This is a genomic window from Thermalbibacter longus, assembly GCF_023806485.1.
Classification (GTDB): Bacteria; Chloroflexota; Chloroflexia; order Thermomicrobiales; family Thermomicrobiaceae; genus Thermalbibacter; species Thermalbibacter longus.
In genome coordinates this window covers 96,746-113,809 of record NZ_JAMSLR010000006.1, presented here as the reverse complement: position 1 = coordinate 113,809, position 17,064 = coordinate 96,746, and the positions used below count along the sequence as shown (strand labels likewise).

The window sequence follows — 17,064 nt, the reverse complement described above, 5'->3', positions numbered from 1 at the left end:
TCCAGGTGACCGGTGAACGGATCAGCTCACCCGGCGGAGCCGTGAGGCCAATCAAACCATAACCGCTCGCAATGCGTACTGGTCCGGACTCTGTGCACGGGCTCGCGGTTCAGAACGCGGCTGGTACCCCGAGCTCGTTCGCCAGCGCCCGCAGATCCTGAAGAACCTTCGGGTGCACCGGGATCCCGTTGGCCCGCCGGTCGGCTTCCGCCTCGAACTCAGGATCCCCCGGCACGAGCACGCGCTCGGCTCCGGCGACCGGCTCAGCGGTACGCAGCTCGTGCAGCATCTCGTCCATATGAGCCAGAAACTCGTCGAGCGGGCGGAAGGCGTCGATGCGCCAGGCCATGAACGCGTGCCCGGTGTTCGATGGACGGGCCTCGCCCCGCGAGCCGGACACGTACCTCGCCCAGGCGGCGCCGGCGAGCTGCCCGCAGAGTACCTCGACGAAGAGCGCGAGACCATACCCCTTGTGGCTACAGAGCTCAGGGAACGCGCCCAGCGGCGTCAGGGCGACTGCGGCGAACGGATCGGTCGTGACTTCCCCGTTGCGGTCGAGCGCCCAGCCGGCTGGGATCGGCTTCTCAGCGCGCTGGGCATTCTCGATCTTGCCCCAGGCAACCGTGCTGGTCGCCATATCGAGCACGAAGGGGCGCTCCTTGCCGGCCGGGATGGCGACGGCAATCGGCGCCGTACTCAAGTACGGCTCTCGAGCGTTCGTCGGCACGACGAGCGGCGTCGCGTTCGTCATCGCGAGGCCGCAAAGTCCCGGCTCCTCGAGCGCCATGGTCGCGTAGTAGCCGGCGATGCCGAAGTGGTTACTCTGGCGAACCGTCGCCATGCAGAGGCCCGTTTCCTTGGCCTTCTCGATACAGCGACGCATAGCGCGATAGGCTGCCGGATGGCCCAGGCCATTGTCGGCGTCGAAGGCGACGGTGGAGGGAGTTTCGGTGATGACCCTGAAGTTCGGGCGTAGGTTGACGAGCCCTCTCCGGACTCGATTGACGTAGTAGCGCAGTCGAGCGATGCCGTGCGAGTCGATGCCGCGGATATCGGCAGCGATCAAGACCTCGGTCGTGATCCGGGACTCCTCCTCGCTCGCACCGAGGTGAAGGAAGACGTCGTTGACGAACGCTCCGAGCGCCGATACCGGGACGCGCACCGTGCTCTGTGCCATCGTTCCCTCCCACTACCCGCCGCTGCTTCATCGCCGAGCGACCACGACGTGGCTCGAAGGCTACCAGACTCGAGCGAGCCGTCCTGATGACGCGCTCTTCCGAGAGCAGAAGCGTCGACATGGTACCATGCTACGAGAAGATCGGCTTAGACGGAAGCGACGGGAGATGACGATGTTCGGCACGGTACTGATCCCGCTCGATGGCTCGGAGCTGGCGGAGGAGGCGCTTCCGAACGCGAAGGGGATCGCCGAGAGGACGGGCGCGGTTCTCCATCTCGTCCGGGTGGTGCCGATCGACGCGCCACCAGACGAGGCCGCCGAAGCGCGCGAGTATCTCTCGCGTCTGGCCGGGCAACTCGGAGACCGCGTCCAGCTCAGCGTGCGATACGGCCATCCGGCTGCCGAGATCATCGACCTGGCCCAGGAGCTGGCCGACCCGATTATCGTGATGACCACGCACGGGCGCGGCGGGCTAGGACGTTGGTTGTACGGGAGCGTCGCCGACCGCGTCGTCCGTGGGGCGGGGGTACCGGTGCTGCTGATCCGCTCTGGGCTTCCCCAGCGCGCGCTGGGCGAGGTTCGCAGCATTATGGTACCGCTCGATGGCTCGCCGCTCGCCGAGGCAGCCCTGCCCTACGCCGTCGAGCTCGCCAGGCGGTTCGACGCCGAGCTGCACCTGGTGCGCGTCGTCGAGACTCCCGAGATCTACGCGCTGCTCGGCACTCATGCGCAGGCCGCCGCCTCAGGAGAGGTACTCGCCGAGATTGCCCAGCAGATGATCGATGACGCCTCGAACTACCTGAACGAGTTGGCCGAGCGGCTGCGCGCCGAGGGAGTCCGGGTGGAGAGTCATGTGCTCGAGGGGCTGGCGATCGAGCAGCTTCTCGCGTTCGAGCGGGAGCGCCAGCCGGATCTGGTGGTGATGGCCACGCATGGACGCGGTGGGCTCAGCCGGGTCATCTTCGGCAGCGTCGCCGAGCATGTGCTCCGCGAGGGCAACGCCCCGGTCATGCTGGTGCGCCCGGCGGAGCCGGAGGAGAACGGTTGATTCAGGCCGGAACAACAAGGAAGCGGAGGGGCGACCGGCAACGTGGTCGCCCCTCGCGCTTTCTTGCCGGATCCTACGCGGTGCGAGCCGGCGCGCCGACCAGCGCCCGAGCCTCCTCGTAGATCCGATCCACGCTCGGGATGACCGCGCGCTCGAGCGGCTCCGAGAACGGGATCGGCACGTCGGGCACAGCCAGCCGGCGGATCGGGGACTTCAACGCGTCGAACGCGCCCTCCTGGATCCGGAAGGCCAGCTCGCCGGTCATGCCGTAGCTGCGGTAGTCCTCGTCCACGATCAGCACGCGCCCGGTCTTCCGGGCCGACGCGACGAGGGTGTCGGCGTCCAGCGGCACCAGCGTGCGCACGTCGATCACCTCGGCGGCGACGCCGTCCTGCGCCAGCCGCTCGGCGGCACGCAGGCAGCGGTGCACCATGAGCCCAGCGCTGACCATCGTGAGGTCAGAGCCCTCGCGGCGCACCGCGGCTTTGCCGAACTCGACCGTGTAGCGCTCTTCGGGGACTTCCTCCTCCTCGCCTTCGAACGGCAAGAAGGGCAGGCCGGTCAGCAGCTTGTGGCCGAAGATGACCACCGGATTCTGGTCGCGCAGCGCGCTGATGGTGAGCCCCTTGGCGTCGTAGGCCGTCGAGGGCACGACGACCTTGAACCCCGGCACGTGAGCGAACAGGCCATAGAGCACCTGCGAGTGCTGCTCGGCGTCGCCGTAGCCGCCGCCGATCGCGGTGAGCACCGTGACCGGCATGGCGAACTGGCCGCCGGACATGTAGTGGTTCTTGGCCATGTGGTTGTACATCTGGTCGAAGCCGGCGCCGAGGAAGTCGACGAACATGAGCGAGACCACCGGGTGCATCCCGACGGCCGCCGCACCGACGGCCATGCCGAAGAACGTCTGCTCGGTGATCGGAGTGTCCACCACGCGGTCACGGCCATACTTCTGGTGGAGGCCCATGGTGAAGCCGAAGACGGCGCCCCAGTAGGTGACGTCCTCGCCCAGCACCACGATGTCTTGCCGCTCGGCCATCTCCTGGTCGATGGCCTCGGCGATCGCGAAGGCGATCCCTTTCATCGTCCTCATCGGAACACCCCCGTCAGTGCTTCAGCCGGATCCGGTAGCGGGCTCTGCTCAGCGAAGGCCACTGCCTGCTCGACGGCGCGCTGCGCCTCCGCGCGGAGCGCCTCCAGCGTCGCGTCGTCGGCCCAGCCCAGCTTCTTGAGCCGGTTCCCGAGGCGCGGGATCGGATCGAGCGCGCGCCAGAGCTCGACTTCCTCTTTCGTCCGGTACTCCTCGGCATCACCCTCGAAGTGCCCGCGATAGCGGTAGCAGACGGCCTCGATCAGCGCCGGCCCCTGGCCCTCGCGCGCCCGCTGGATCGCCGCCCGCGCCGCGCGGTAGACGTCGATTACGTCCATGCCGTCGACCAGATACGCGGGCACGTTGTAGCCCAGCGCCCGCTGGAACTGGTGCGGTTGGGAGAGCGCCGCCCACTTGGGCGTGGAGTCGGCATACATGTTGTCCTCGACGACGATGATCAACGGGAGCTGCCAGAGCACCGCCGCGTTGAGCGTCTCGGTGAAGGTGCCGTGGTTGGCCGCGCCTTCACCGGAGAACGCGACCGCGACGTTCCGCTGGCCGCGCTGCCGGAAGGCGAAGGCGGCGCCGGCTGCCTGGGGAAAGGAGGCACCCACGATGCCGCTGCAGGAGAAGTTCTTCTCCTTGTCGAACAGGTGCATGTGGCCGCCTTTGCCGCGGCAGAGGCCGGTCTGCTTGCCGAAGATCTCGGCCGCCAGCTTGCTCGGGTCGACGCCTTTGGCGAGCGCATGGTGGTGAGGCCGGTGAGTGCTCACCACCACGTCCTCAGCCTCCAGCAGCGAGCAGACGCCGACCGCGACCGCCTCCTGCCCGACCGCCAGGTGCATCTCACCCCGAATCGGCCCGGCCGCCATGTTGAACTCCGGGGTCTTGCCGATGTAGTAACGGTCAGCGATGGTCTCCTCGAAGTGGCGGATCAGGCACATCTGGCGGTAGGCGGAGAGGAGCGCGTCGCGGGTCAGGCCAGCTTTCTCGACGAGGTACTGGAGATCCGCAAGACTCGGCTCCGGTTTCCACATGCCTCACCTCCCTCGCTGGCGTGGACACCGCTCTTGCGTTGTAGCCGGGCTCTACCCCCAGCATAGTCAGCGACCCGACCGGTGTCAATCAGTCAAGGCGCGGAACGGTGAAGGCTAGCCCGGCTTTATGGATTGCTCGTGAGCTCCAGGGCCCGTTCTGGCCTGTCGGTCGCTTCCCTGTCTCCAGGCGCGGGCTACTCGCTCACCTTGCTCACGACCGCTCCGTACAATCGGTGTTGAAATGGAGATGTATACACCACTAGGGGTGAGAGCGTGAGGCAGCGGATGCACCGGACGCAGATTCTGCTGGAGCCGGAGCAGTATCGAGCACTGGTCGAGCTGGCCCGGCTAGAGGGGCGCAGCCTGTCCGAGCTGCTGAGGGAGCTGGTTCGCGAGCACCTGGCTCAGCGGGATCAGGCTGCCGACGTGATCCTGGCACGGCAAATGGCCGCCCTCGAGCGGATCCGTCAGCACCGGCAGGCGGTACTCGAGCGTCGCGGTGGCGTGCCGCTCGATATCGACATTGCGGCACTCGTCGCGGCGGAGCGGGAGGAGCACGATGCAGACATCTTGGCCGGCTCGACGGACGATCGTCGTTGACGCCAGCCTCGCGATCTGCGTCGTGGTGCCGGTCGTCTCTCGCGTTGACCCGCTCGATTTGCTGATCCAGTGGCGGCGCGAGAGGGCGAGGGTGGTGGCGCCGATACTCTGGTTGGCTGATAGCGCATCGGCACTGCGGGCGCTCGTGCACACTGGCGCCATCTCCCTGGAAGAAGGCCGTCGCGCGTTACACGACCTGCTGGCGTTGGAGGTAGAGCTCCTGCCGATGACACCTGAGCAAACGCGCGCTGCGTTTGAATGGGCCACGCGACTCGAGCAACGGCGGGCCTACGACGCCTTCTACCTCGCGCTCGCCGAGGAGTTGGGGGCTGAACTCTGGTGCGCAGATCAGCGTCTGGCCGCGAGCGCTCGGCGAGCGGGCGCAACCTGGGTTCAGTCGATCACCAGCAGGCGTTGACCTGTCCATGAGGCGGAGCAGACTGAGCCGGCCCCCGCGAGGCTGCACGACTCACTTGGCCAGCGGGGAGGAAATCGGCTATACTCCGGCTCGACAATTGCCGATCGTCAAGGATGAGCGCGCTACTGGCGCATCGTCTGGACGACCGCAAGGAGGATCGAATGCACCGCCACCGGTTCCATGTCTCGCTGCCCGCCCGCACGTCGCTCAGCGGATCGTGGTCGGCCTCCTCCAGCTCCGGTCGCGGCGCCAGTAGTCCCTCCGGATCCAGTCGCCGTCCGGGGTTCCCGGACCTGATCGTCAAGGATGTACTGGACCGGAGGGAACAACGTGGAGAAGCTAACGATCCGGCTCGCGCTCGATCTTGACGGTGTATTGACCGAACACCCGGCGCCACTCGCCCAGGCGGCGAATCGGGCGCTGGGGATGCAACTCCCCGACCATGCCTTCGTCGACTCGGCCGGCTGTAACGTGCCCGATGCGGTTCGCGAGTGGGTCTACGGGCCAGGCGGCCCGGCCAGCCTGCTAGAGGCCGCCCCGCGGGCGCAAGAGCTGCTGCAGCGACTACTCGATACTCTCGGCGCCGAGAACGTCTGGATCGTGACTGCTCGGCCAGCTCGCTCCCGGGCGGTAGCCGAGGACTGGCTCCGCCGTCATCGCTTCCCGGCCTGCCGGATCGAGTTCGCCGACGACAAGGTCGAAGTCGCGCGCGCCCTGGGTGTGACGCACGCGATCGAGGACAGCCTGCGCCACGCGACGTGCTACGCCCGTGCCGGCATCACCTGTTTCCTCCTCAGCAGCGAGCCTGCCCCGGCCGATGAGTCACCTCTCGTCGTCCGGGTACCGGATCTGGCACAGGCGATCGAGCGGATCCTCAGCCTGGCCGGTGAGATCGGGCCTGTGCTTCCCCAGGCGAACGCCCGCTGGCACGAGCCCGAAGATGCCGAGCCACGACGCAGGCGCATCGTCATCAGTGACCTGATCGATGAGAAGGCGCGCCAGCGGCTGGCGGCAGAAGCCGATATCGTCGACATCGACGGGCGAGACCGCGCGGCGCTGCTGAAGGCCGTCCAGGACGCCGATGCGCTGATCGTGCGCAGCGAGACGCTGGTGACGCGCGAGGTACTGGCGGCTGCTCCAAGGCTTCGGGTCATCGCCCGCGCTGGAAGCGGAGTCGACAATATCGACCTCGAGGCGGCTACCCAGGCAGGGATCCTCGTCCTCAACGCGCCTGGCGCGAACGCGGTCTCAGCCGGCGAGCACACCATCGCGCTGATGCTGGCCATCGCCCGCTGCGTGCCCGAGGCCAACGCCAGCACGCACGCCGGCCGCTGGGAGCGCAAGCGCTTCAAGCCTTTCGACCTCAAGGGCAAGACGGTCGGCATCGTCGGGCTGGGGCGCGTCGGGTCGGTGGTCGCGCAGCGCCTGCGCGCCTTCGAGGTTCGGCTCCTCGGCTACGACCCGTACATCACGCGCGAGCGGTTCGCTCAGCTCGGCGTGGAGCCGGTCGACTACGAGACGTTGCTCGAGAATGTCGACATCATCACCTTCCACGTCCCAGCGACCCCGGAGACGCACCACATGCTCGATGCCGATGCGATCGCCCGGCTCCGGCCCGGGGCGATCGTCATCAACTGTGCCCGCGGCGAAGTCGTCGATCCGGTGGCGCTGGCGGAGGCCCTCCAGCGCGGGCACGTGGCCGCCGCCGGCATCGATGTCTTCCCAGAGGAGCCTGCCTACGCCAGCCCGCTCTTCGGCCTGCCTAACGTTGTCCTCACGCCGCACATCGGGGGCTCCAGCCGGGAGGCCCTGGAGGCTGTCGGCGAGATTATCAGCACGACCACACTGGCTGCTCTGCGTGGCGAGATCGTCCCGAACGCGGTCAACCTGCCCGCGGCCTCGCTGCGCGCGCCGGAGCTGCTGCGGCTCACTCAGGTAGCCGACGCGGCCGGGCACCTGATCGCCGTCCTCCAACCCAACCGTCCGAGCACGTTCGCCGTGACAGTGCGGGGGCAGGTCGCGCCTGACGTGGCCGAGCACGTCACAGCGGCGGCGCTCAGCTCAGCGCTCCGCCGCTGGTCAGATCGCCGGGTGACGCCGGTCAACGCGAGGCTCGTGGCTGCCGAGCTGAACCTGCTCGTCAGCGTGCGCTTCGACTCGAGCGCGGCAGCGATCCCGGAGTTCAGCTTCGAGGTCGACGGCGAGTCGCCCCACCACGTGACCGTGCGCTGGGATCGCAAGGACGCCGGCATCATGGAGGTGGATCGCTTCTCACTGGAGCGGCCGCTGGCCGGGCACATGCTCATCACGCACCACCGGGATCGTCCGGGGATCGTGGGGCAGATCGGAACCATCCTGGGTCGCTACGAGGTCAACATCGCCGGGATGCAGGTCGGCCGGCACCAGCGCGGGGGCGAAGCCATCATGGTGCTCAACGTCGACGACCCGATCCCCGAGGAGGCGCTAGCCGAGATCCTCACCATCCCGCATATCTCGACGGCCTACGTGGTCTCGCTGCCCGAGCCAGCGCCGCAGATGGCCGGGCGCCCGGTGAGAGCCGCGCTCAGCCAGCCGGCGGACTGAGGAGCCGCGCCGCTCGCGCAGCTCCCGGTTGCCGCCCGGATGTCGCGGCGGGTGGCTCAGCCGGACGCCTGACGCGCAGCCGCTGCGACATCGCGGTACAGGTCGAGCGTCCGCCGCGCGATCGCTGCCCAGCTAAAGTGTTCCTCGACCCGCCGGCGGCCGGCCTGGCCCATCCGCTTTCTCAACACGGGATCGCGCGCGATCCGGTTGATCGCCTCGGCCAGCGCGCGCGAGAACCCATCTTGGTCGATCGGCTCGAACGTGCCCGGCTTCAATTCGAGGTCGACGAGGAAGCCCGTCTCGCCAGGGACGACGACCTCCGGGATGCCGCCGACGTTCGAGGCCACGACCGGCGTCTCGCACGCCATGGCTTCGAGGTTGATGATGCCGAACGGCTCGTACACCGAGGGGCAGCAGAAGACGGTCGCATGCGAGTAGAGCTGGATGACCTCGCGGCGTGGCAGCATCTCCTGGATCCAGATGACGCCAGGCCGGCCGGAGCTCACCGCGGCCACGCGCTCCGTCATCTCCCGTCCGATCTCCTCGGTATCGGGCGCGCCGGCGCAGAGGACGACCTGGAGCGCCGGATCGAGGTAGGGGATCGCGTTGACGAGATGGATGATCCCCTTCTGCCGGGTGATCCGGCCGACGAAGAGGACGTAGGGACGTGCCGGATCGATCCCGTAGCGGACGAGCGCGTCGACGGCATGGGTCTTGCGGTACTCGTCGGCGTCGATCCCGTTGTGGATCACGTGCACACGTTCGGGCGGCACGGCGAAGTGACGCAGCACGTCCTCGCGGGTCGAGCGAGAGACTGCGATCACGGCGTCAGCGTGCTCGATCCCGGTGCGCTCCATCCAGCTACTGAGCTGGTAGCCCGCTCCGAGCTGCTCCGCCTTCCACGGGCGCAGCGGCTCGAGCGAGTGGATGGTGACGACGAGCGGGACGTTCCAGAGTAGCCGGGCCCAGAACCCGGCCAAATCGGTGTACCAGGTATGGCAGTGGACGACCTCGGCGTCGATCGTATCTTTGGCCATCGCCAGGCTGCGCGAGAGCGCGTCGAGCGCGCCGATGAAGCGCGGGTCGGTGTTGCGCCGCACCTCGTCCCAGCCGACGTAGCCCTTGACGCGCAGGTTGCCTTCCTGGTGATCCTGATCCCCGAAACAGCGAACCTCGACCTGGATCAGTTGGGCGAGCGCCCGGCTCAGGTACTCGACATGCACGCCGGCGCCACCATAGACGTGCGGCGGGTACTCGTTGGTGAAGATCGTCACCTTCTGCACGTCGCCCATGACTCCCTCCTGCCGGCAAGGATGCTACCACGGGCAGTGGAGGCAGGAGAGCGGATCCTCCTGTGTCTCAGCCAGCAGGCACAGGAGTGATGCCCGACCGGCCGGCTGGGCCTCCCGAGACCACGCGGGGGCGAAAACTCAGAAGACGGAGGCCGTTGAGCACCACCACGATCGTGCTCCCCTCGTGTCCAACCACAGCGACCGGTAGCGGCAGACCCTGGATGAGCACGCTGGCAACCAGCACTGCGATGACGGCCAGCGCGATCGCGAGGTTCTGAACGATGACTCGGCGCGCGCGCCGCGAGAGCTCGATCGCATACGGCAACTTCTCGAGGTCGTCCGCCATCAGCACCACGTCGGCCGTCTCCAGCGCGACGTCGCTACCCGCAGCACCCATTGCGATTCCGACGTCGGCGGTCGCGAGCGCTGGGGCATCGTTCACGCCATCGCCCACCATCGCGGTGCGCAAGCCGGATCGCTGGAGCTGGCGCACGATTTCCACCTTTTGCTCCGGCAGGAGACCAGCATGCCACTCTTCGATGCCGACCTGGCGAGCGATCGCGCGCGCAGCACGCTCGTTATCCCCGGTGAGCATCAGCATGCGGCGTATCCCGAGCTGGCGGAGGGCTGCGACGACGGATGGAGCGACCGGCCGGACGACGTCGGTGATACCGATGAGCCCGAGAACGCGCTGGCCGACCGCAACGTAGACCGCGGTGCGCGCCTGCTCGCGGAGCGCCTCAGCGGCATCTCGCAGCTCCGGGGGAAGCAGCACGCCAGCACGGGCGAATAAGTGCTCGTTGCCGATCAGGATGGATTCTGACCGGAGGAGCGCGCGCACGCCGTGCCCCGGGATGGACTCGAGTGCCGTGACCGCCTCGGCGTCCGCGGAATCGAACCAGCCGCGTGACACGGCGTACTCGACAACGGCCAAGCCGAGCGGATGTTCGGAGCGATGCTCGACCGGCGCGGCCAGGCGAATAAGCTCCTCTGGATCGACGCCCGGCACCGTCACGACATCCGTCACGAACGGTGCACCGCGGGTGAGCGTGCCGGTCTTGTCGAATACGACGGCGTCGACGACGCCGAGTGTTTCGAGCTGGAGCGCGCCCTTGAAGAGCACGCCACGCCGCGCGGCATTCGCGAGCGCCGACAAGATGGAGGCCGGCGTCGAGATGACGAGAGCGCACGGTGAGGCGGCCACCAGCAGCGTCATCGCGCGGTAGAAGGCGGGCTCGAACGGCTCGCCGAGCACCACCACCGGCAGCAGTGCGGCGACGGCCGCGGCCACCAGGACGCCGACCGCGTACTTGCCCTGGAACCTTTCCGTGAATCGCTGGGCACGCGACTTCTCCTGCCGGGCCTCCTCGACGATGCGGATGATCTTGGCCAGGGTACTCTCCCTGGCCACTCGATCCACACGGATACGCAGCAGGCCGCTGGTGTTGATCGTGCCACTGAAAACTGAATCGCCGGGTCGCTTGTGCACGGGGATCGACTCTCCGGTGATGGGCGACTGGTCGACGCTAGACTCACCAGCGAGGACGGTACCGTCGACCGGGAGTCGCTCGCCTGGTTTCACCACCACCTGATCGCCCTCGACCAGCTCATCGACCGGCAAGACCATCTCTACTCCATCGCGGACGACGAGCGCTGAGTCAGGCCGGAGCTCGATCAGCGAGCGCACGGCGCGGTGAGTGCGTCCGAGCGCGTAGTGTTCGAGCGCGTTGCCGAGGGAGAACAGGAAGAGGAGCAGGCCGCCCTCGACCCAGGCATCGATATACGCGGCGCCAGCCGCAGCGACGATCATCAGCAGATCGATATCGACGGTCTTCTTGAGCAGGGCTACGGCCGCGCGGTAGGTCGCGTAGGCTCCACCCGCTACGTAGGCCGACACGTACAGGAAGATCGGTACCCACGGTACGACAGCAGCGGAGCGTTCGAGTAACCAGGCTGCGAGCAAGAAGACGGCTGTCATCCCGGTGGCGATGAGTAGACCGTGTTCACGCCACCAGAGAGCTTGCTCCTCCCGTCGCTCGGCAGTGCGCGCGGCCGGAGGGACAGGTACCACGGGTATGCGAAGCGGTACCGTCACCTTCCGTAGGGTCGTCGCTGGGCTCTGTTGCGCGGGTCGTGTCACGCGTACTGGCGCGCGTGCTTGACACTCGTGGCATGGGATATCCTCAGCGCCGTTCGAACGGAGAGCCAGGTGCTCACCGAGAGCGTCAGCCAGTCTAGCGATCGGAGCGTGCAGTTGCTGGTGGTCGATCCGGGCTGCGTCATACTCGACGGTTACCAGCGCTGCCGTGGGGTCGAATATCACGCTGGTTATGCCGGCGACGCCGTCGATAGCAGATTCGAGCACTTCGCGGCACGTCTTCGGCTGCTCATCGAGGTCGGTCATTCTTCCTGCTGCTCCTGTCTCGGTCAGGAATCTGAGAATGAGTCCTATTTTCATCCGCAGTGTACTGGAATCTCTCCGGCGCGGCAAACGGAGGATGAGCCACGCGAGATGGTTCACCTCCCGCTACCCGACACGGGCTATCAGCAGCGTTGCTGATCCGCCTTGCCTGAATGGCACCGTCCCGTCAGAACCGATGTGCGAGTTATCCACGGCTGTTGATAACTCGTTGCCAGTTGTGGATAACTCCCTCCCGTTGTCCACTACTTCCGGGTATACGTCGATGCTGGTGTGAGGACAACGAGCCGCGAGGCGGTCCGGGAATCGGGGATAACCCGGCCCGCGACGACGAGACACAGGTACGCGCCTGGATTTCCACGGCAGCCACGGACGCTTTCTCCACAACGGCGCGGGGCTGTTCGGCCGATACTGACGAGGCTCTCGCCGAGATTCCCCATTCTCCAGAGCCGCTACTACCTGCGGCGATCTCTCCAGATTATCGAGCACATACTTTCCCCAACACGGGACCCGCCAGCCCTCGGAGACCAAGGCTTCGTTGATCGGAAACTACCCTGCACCCGAGCATCGCCGGTGACCGCGGCACCAGCCGCGGTGAGGAGTGATGACTGGGGTCGGTCGTCTCAGAGTGCCGCCCATCTGCGATGATGGACACGACGAGCCGCCTGTTCTGGAATCGACGTGCGCTTCAGCGTGGGCGATCGCGGGTACCGGGAGGAGGTCGATATGGGGCACTGGGACGTCATCGTGGTAGGCCTCGGAGCGATGGGCAGCGCCACCACTGCGATGCTGGCCCGCCAGGGAGCACGGGTGTTGGGGCTGGAAGCGTTCGAGCCGCTGCATACCCGAGGTTCGTCACACGGCAGAAGCCGGATCATCCGTGAGGCCTACTTCGAGTCGCCGGAGTACGTGCCGCTGGTGCGGCGGGCGTACGAGCTTTGGCGAGAGCTCGAGGAGATCAGTGGCCGCCGGTTGCTGCGCATCACTGGAGGCCTCAACATCGGGCGACCGGAGAGCGCGTTCGTCAGCGGGGCGCTGGAGAGTGCGCGCCGGCACGGGATCCCGCACGAGGTGCTGGACGCCGCCTCGGCTGCTCGGCGCTTCCCGGCGCTCAGGTTGCCTGAAGACTTCGTTGCTGTCTACGAGTCGAACGCCGGCGTGCTGGATCCTGAGGCCTGCATCGAGGCGTTCCAGTCGGTCGCGCGAGGCCGGGGGGCTGTGCTGCGCTTCAACGAACCTGCCAGGCACTGGGCAGTGGAGGGGAGTAGCGTCGTCGTCGAGAGCGACGGCGGTATCGAGCGCGCGGATCGACTTGTCCTGACACCCGGGCCTTGGGCCCCCGAGGTGCTGTCCGGGCTGCCTGTGCCGCTCGAGGTTCAGCGCGTCGTGAATGTCCACTTCGCACCCAGTCAGCCGGCGCATTTCGAGGCCGACCGCCTCCCGGTGTACCTGCTCGACGTGCCAGAAGGCGACTACTACGGCTTTCCGGCCCTGCCTGGGCAGGGGATCAAGTTCGGGCGTCACGACGCCGGCGAGGCCTGCACCCCCGAGACGATCCGGCGCGAGGTCTCGGGCGAGGAGGTCGCCTCGTTGCAGGCCGTCTTGAACCGGTACCTGCCGGGCGCGGCGGATCGCGTGCTCTGGACGCTGACCTGCATGTATACGATGACGCCAGATGCGCACTTCGTGATCGACCGACACCCGGAGTGGCCGCAAGTGTTGATCGGTTGTGGCTTCTCCGGGCACGGGTTCAAGTTCGCGAGCGTGGTCGGCGAGATCCTGGCCGACCTGGCGCTGCAAGGGAGGACGCGGCACCCGATCGACTTTCTCTCGCTGCGCCGGTTCGCCAATGGCGGCGTCAGCGTCGGCGGGACGGGCGGTCAGTAGAAGATCGTCAGGGTACGGTGGTACGGCGGGGCGTCGGGCGGCAAAGCCTGGCCGAGATTCCAGAGGGCCCAGTCGATCTGCCAGGGCGGCATCGGCCGGCCCGCGGCCGCGAGCCGGTGACGGAGCTCCTCGACGGCCCACACGGTCGCTGCTCGGATCTCGATCTCCTCCTGGCTGCCGGCGGGAAGCTCCTCGCGCCGGTCGATCCGGGTCGCCAGCGCCGGCGAGTATGTGAGCGCGCCGTAATAGCGCAGCACTTGCGGGAGCTTGTAGTCAGCGAACGCGGTAAGCTGGTCGAGATCGCGGAACTCGCCGAGATCGCGTCCTCGAAACGCGCCGGCGAGGTCCGTAGCAAGAAGCTGGGCACGCTTGTAGAAGCGAACCTCCTGGTCGCGGTAGCGAGCGACATCGTCGAAGGAGGGGAAGTGCTGCACGACCAGCTTCACCAGTGCCACCGCGCTGCGTCCCGCCTGCTCGATGGCCTGGCTGAACCAGCCACCGAAGTGGGCCAAGAGCCCTTCCCCGACCTGGCGCAGGTTCGCGGCGCGCTCGGCGAGCAGCGGGACGTTGCCGTCGCCGGCGAGCAGTCGAGCGAGGCCTTCGGCCGTGATGCGGGCCAGGTAGGCAGCGTCCCAGAGCGGTTCACCCTGCTCGATAGCGCGGCGGAGCGCGGCAGCCAGTGCCCAGTAACCGTCGTACACCTGTCCCCGGTAGTCGACGCGCCAGCGGGGCTCAGGCCAGAAGCAGAAGTTCAGAGCGTCGAGCACGAGGACGTAGTTGGCCGTCTGCTCGCGCTCACCGCGCCAGTGGAGCGGGTGCTCCCAGCTCGGGCTACCGGCCGGCTGGGCGAGGAGCGCCGCAGCGACGCGGTCGAGCCCCTCAGGGCTCAGGTGGACGGACTGTGCCTGCTGGAGGACGAAGCGCGTGGTTTCGAGCACGCCGAGCGGATCGGGCCGCTGCATCGCGATCTCCCGTGTCGATATCGATTAGGACAGCCGTATGCCCTGGGCGGGAACTATAGCATGCGGTGTGGCAGGTCGACTGGAAAGCTAGGAGGATTCGGCTAGGGCTGTGCCGGCGTAGGTTGGGTATACTGGCGTCGGCGGCAGTTCCAACGGCGACCACGCTGAAGCTGGCGTCGAGGACGTGCAGCGGATGAGACGGAGGGTGGGCGATGAGTACCCTCCCGGTGACGACGGTAATCGAGCGGGCAGAGGCGACGCTCCAAGATGGTCGCTATCGCGAGGCGATGCGGCTGTGCCAGGCGCTGCTCCGGGAGTTTCCGAAGTATCTTGCGGCGCACCGGTTGCTGGGGCGAGCGGCGCTTCACGCTGGCGAAATCGGGCTGGCTGAAGAGGCGTTCCAGGCAGTTCGGCAGCTCGATCCAGAGGATCGGGAGGCAGCGTTGGGTCTCAGCCAGATCGCGGAGCAGCGCGGCGAGTTAGAAACTGCGCTCGCATTCTGCCAGGCCGTCTGGGAGTGCTCGCCATGGGATCGGGAGCTACGGGAGCGGGTGGCCCGCCTGGCAGAGGCCTGCTACGGCGAGGGACAGCTCTTCCTGACTGGTGCCGCGCTGGCAGCCCAACACAGCCGTGGCGGGCGCTGGTCGCGAGCCGCCAACGAGTGCCGGGCAGTGCTCAGCCAGACGGCTGAGAGAGTAGACGTGCAGCAGCGGCTTGCGGTCGCGCTGTGGCGACGGGGTGAACTGGATACTGCGGCGCAGGTGTGCCAATCGGTGTTGCAGGCTCTGCCTGACGCTGTGGTACCGCTGCTCATCCTGGCGCAGATCGAGCAGGAGCGAGGGGAGACCCATGAGGCTGCGGCGCTGCGGGAGCGGGCATGCCGGATCGACGTGGACGGTCGACGAGCAGCCACCCTGGTGCTGGCCGGGGAAGAGGATCTGCAGGCCTCGCTACTTCCCGCCGCGATCCCACAAGTGGATGAGGGAGTGCTGGCCGGCGAGATGGTGGCTGCTGAAGCAGCAGCGCCGGAGTTCCCCGCGCGCGAGGTGAGGGCGCCAGCGGAAGAGCGGGACGAGGTACTGCTGGAGCTGCCGTCGGACGAGGAGCTGGAGGCTGCGCGTCCCGCGGAGACAGGGACAGCGGGCTACACGAGCCTGCTGCGGTCGCTCGAGGGAGAGGGACTGGAGCCGTTCTCGCCGGCAGAGGGCGCGGACGATGCGTTGACGGAGTCGGTTGAGGAGCCGCTGCTGCAACTTCCCAGCGATGACGAGATCGAGGCGGCGCGGCCGCGCGGTGAGCTCGAGCCGGGGTGGACAGGCTTGCTCGAGTCGTACGAACTGGAAGGGTTAGAGCCATTCACTCCGGAGGTATTCGCGGCGGGAGAGACGGTCGAGGCGGGCGCGGAACCTCAGCAAGCCGGCGTGGGAGACGTTGTGGAAGCGGAGGCGGTTGCTGCTGAGGAGAGTGTGGGCCCGGCGAGTGAGGCAGCGGAGGCGGTGGGGGGCGTCGAGGATACCGGCTCGTGGTTGGAGCATGCGGTGATCGACCAGGAGCTGGTGCCTGGAGTAGGCCAGGTGGAGCCGCCGGCATTCGAGGAGTGGTACGCGGAAGAGCGGGCGCCGCAGGCGTTCGAGGAGGTGGGCGAGCCGGCGCCTGCTCCTGGAAGAGGCGCGACAGATGAGATCGTTCCGGAGCAGTGGGTGCCGGTATCGGGAGAGCAGCCGGACGAGCGGGAGGCGCTGTCCGCTGCGGCGGAGCGGTTGGGAATCGGTCCGGAACTCTTCGAGCGATCGCGCGCGGTGAAGGAAGAGCTGGTGGCGACGGGGCGTCTGGGCCAGCATCCTGAGGAAGGCGAACCGGTGCCTGAGGCGGTGGCGCGAGGCGAGGGTGAGCCGGAGGATCGGCTGGTTGAGGCGCGGCGACTGTTCCAGGCTGGGCGGATCGAGGAAGCGATGTCCTGCTATCGGGCGCTGTACCGCGCCGGGCGAGCGTTCGATGATGCCTTGATCGCGGAGCTGACGCCGATCGCGGATGCTGGCGGGCCGGGTGCGGCGGAGGCGGATCGGCTTCTGGGGGCAATCTACCGTCGACGAGGCACCCAGGCGCTGGCTGCCCGCCACTACGAGCGGTCTTTGCGACGGAAGTAGCGGGATGCGCGCCGCCGGCAGGGGAGTTGAACGATGACCCCACCGCTGGAGGAGTTGCTGGAAGGCGTCGTTGCCCGGCCGGGGGTTGTGGGCGCGGTCGTCGCAACGCTAGACGGGCTGGTAATGGGTTCGCTGGCGATGGTCGACGAGGATGCGGACGCGGTCGGTGCAGTGGCGTCGTTGCTGGCGCGGTCGCTGCGTAGCTCAGGGGAATCGTCCGGGATGCTGGCCGTGTCTGGCGGGAGGGTGTGCGTTGCCGCGGGAGAGATGCTCGTGGTAGCGGCCCTGGTGGAGGACGAGGTGGACGGCCAGGAGGTTACCGCGATGCTCGAGCCGCTGGTCGTGGAGATGGAGGGATGGGTCCGACCTCCTGAGGGGTAGAGGATAGAGAATGGTTGTGATAC

General features: G+C 67.5%; 13 protein-coding genes. 7 read left to right on the top strand and 6 right to left on the bottom strand.

The features are described 5' to 3' along the window. Positions 1 to 109: 109 nt before the first annotated feature. Positions 110 to 1,177 carry an Ldh family oxidoreductase gene (locus NET02_RS10000; RefSeq protein ID WP_284057266.1) on the bottom strand — a complete coding sequence of 356 codons (1,068 nt, stop codon included), beginning with the start codon at positions 1,175 to 1,177 and terminating at the stop codon, positions 110 to 112. Between the two features lie 172 nt (positions 1,178 to 1,349). Here NET02_RS10000 and NET02_RS09995 point away from each other — a divergent pair, with 172 nt between their 5' ends. Continuing rightward, on the top strand, positions 1,350 to 2,225 hold the full coding sequence (locus NET02_RS09995) for a universal stress protein (RefSeq protein WP_284057265.1): 876 nt from the start codon (positions 1,350 to 1,352) through the stop codon (positions 2,223 to 2,225). A 73-nt stretch (positions 2,226 to 2,298) separates the two neighbouring features. On the opposite strand, the gene NET02_RS09990 is transcribed toward NET02_RS09995, so the two are convergent. Both NET02_RS09990 and NET02_RS09985 read right to left on the bottom strand, forming a co-directional pair. Next, positions 2,299 to 3,318: an alpha-ketoacid dehydrogenase subunit beta gene (locus NET02_RS09990; protein ID WP_284057264.1), complete on the bottom strand. Its 1,020-nt coding sequence runs from the start codon at positions 3,316 to 3,318 to the stop codon at positions 2,299 to 2,301. After that, entirely contained in the window at positions 3,315 to 4,352 is a 1,038-nt protein-coding gene (locus NET02_RS09985) for a thiamine pyrophosphate-dependent dehydrogenase E1 component subunit alpha (RefSeq protein WP_284057263.1), read from the bottom strand. Before NET02_RS09985 ends, NET02_RS09990 begins: the two co-directional genes overlap by 4 nt. Positions 4,353 to 4,625: 273 nt before the next feature. On the opposite strand from NET02_RS09985, the gene NET02_RS09980 reads away from it, so the two are divergent. The 3 genes from NET02_RS09980 (at position 4,626) to serA (ending at position 7,953) form a co-directional block, all read left to right on the top strand. Further along, positions 4,626 to 4,952 carry a ribbon-helix-helix protein, CopG family gene (locus tag NET02_RS09980; RefSeq protein ID WP_284057262.1) on the top strand — a complete coding sequence of 109 codons (327 nt, stop codon included), beginning with the start codon at positions 4,626 to 4,628 and terminating at the stop codon, positions 4,950 to 4,952. Then, a complete protein-coding gene (locus tag NET02_RS09975; RefSeq protein ID WP_284057261.1) occupies positions 4,912 to 5,370 on the top strand; it encodes a type II toxin-antitoxin system VapC family toxin in 459 nt (152 codons plus the stop codon). Before NET02_RS09980 ends, NET02_RS09975 begins: the two co-directional genes overlap by 41 nt. Positions 5,371 to 5,700: 330 nt before the next feature. Further along, the gene (serA, locus tag NET02_RS09970; protein WP_284057260.1) at positions 5,701 to 7,953 is read left to right on the top strand and encodes a phosphoglycerate dehydrogenase; all 2,253 of its coding nucleotides are present in this window, start codon (positions 5,701 to 5,703) and stop codon (positions 7,951 to 7,953) included. Positions 7,954 to 8,009: 56 nt separating this feature from the next. Here serA and glgA read toward each other — a convergent pair whose 3' ends face one another. Both glgA and NET02_RS09960 read right to left on the bottom strand, forming a co-directional pair. Further along, on the bottom strand, positions 8,010 to 9,245 hold the full coding sequence (gene glgA / locus NET02_RS09965) for a glycogen synthase (protein WP_284057259.1): 1,236 nt from the start codon (positions 9,243 to 9,245) through the stop codon (positions 8,010 to 8,012). 67 nt (positions 9,246 to 9,312) lie between these two features. Next, on the bottom strand, positions 9,313 to 11,649 hold the full coding sequence (locus NET02_RS09960; protein ID WP_284057258.1) for a heavy metal translocating P-type ATPase: 2,337 nt from the start codon (positions 11,647 to 11,649) through the stop codon (positions 9,313 to 9,315). Between the two features lie 741 nt (positions 11,650 to 12,390). Between NET02_RS09960 and solA the strand changes: the two genes are divergently transcribed. Continuing rightward, complete coding sequence (gene solA / locus NET02_RS09955; RefSeq protein ID WP_284057257.1) at positions 12,391 to 13,551, top strand: N-methyl-L-tryptophan oxidase; 1,161 nt, start codon at positions 12,391 to 12,393, stop codon at positions 13,549 to 13,551. Here solA and NET02_RS09950 read toward each other — a convergent pair. Next, positions 13,545 to 14,513: a queuosine 5'-phosphate N-glycosylase/hydrolase gene (locus NET02_RS09950; RefSeq protein ID WP_284057256.1), complete on the bottom strand. Its 969-nt coding sequence runs from the start codon at positions 14,511 to 14,513 to the stop codon at positions 13,545 to 13,547. The two genes, solA and NET02_RS09950, sit on opposite strands and share 7 nt — an antisense overlap. Positions 14,514 to 14,725: 212 nt before the next feature. Between NET02_RS09950 and NET02_RS09945 the strand changes: the two genes are divergently transcribed. Further along, positions 14,726 to 16,660, top strand: a complete 1,935-nt coding sequence (locus tag NET02_RS09945; protein ID WP_284057255.1) for a tetratricopeptide repeat protein — start codon at positions 14,726 to 14,728, stop codon at positions 16,658 to 16,660. Positions 16,661 to 16,693: 33 nt separating this feature from the next. Next, on the top strand, positions 16,694 to 17,041 hold the full coding sequence (locus NET02_RS09940; RefSeq protein ID WP_284057254.1) for a roadblock/LC7 domain-containing protein: 348 nt from the start codon (positions 16,694 to 16,696) through the stop codon (positions 17,039 to 17,041). Positions 17,042 to 17,064 lie beyond the last annotated feature (23 nt).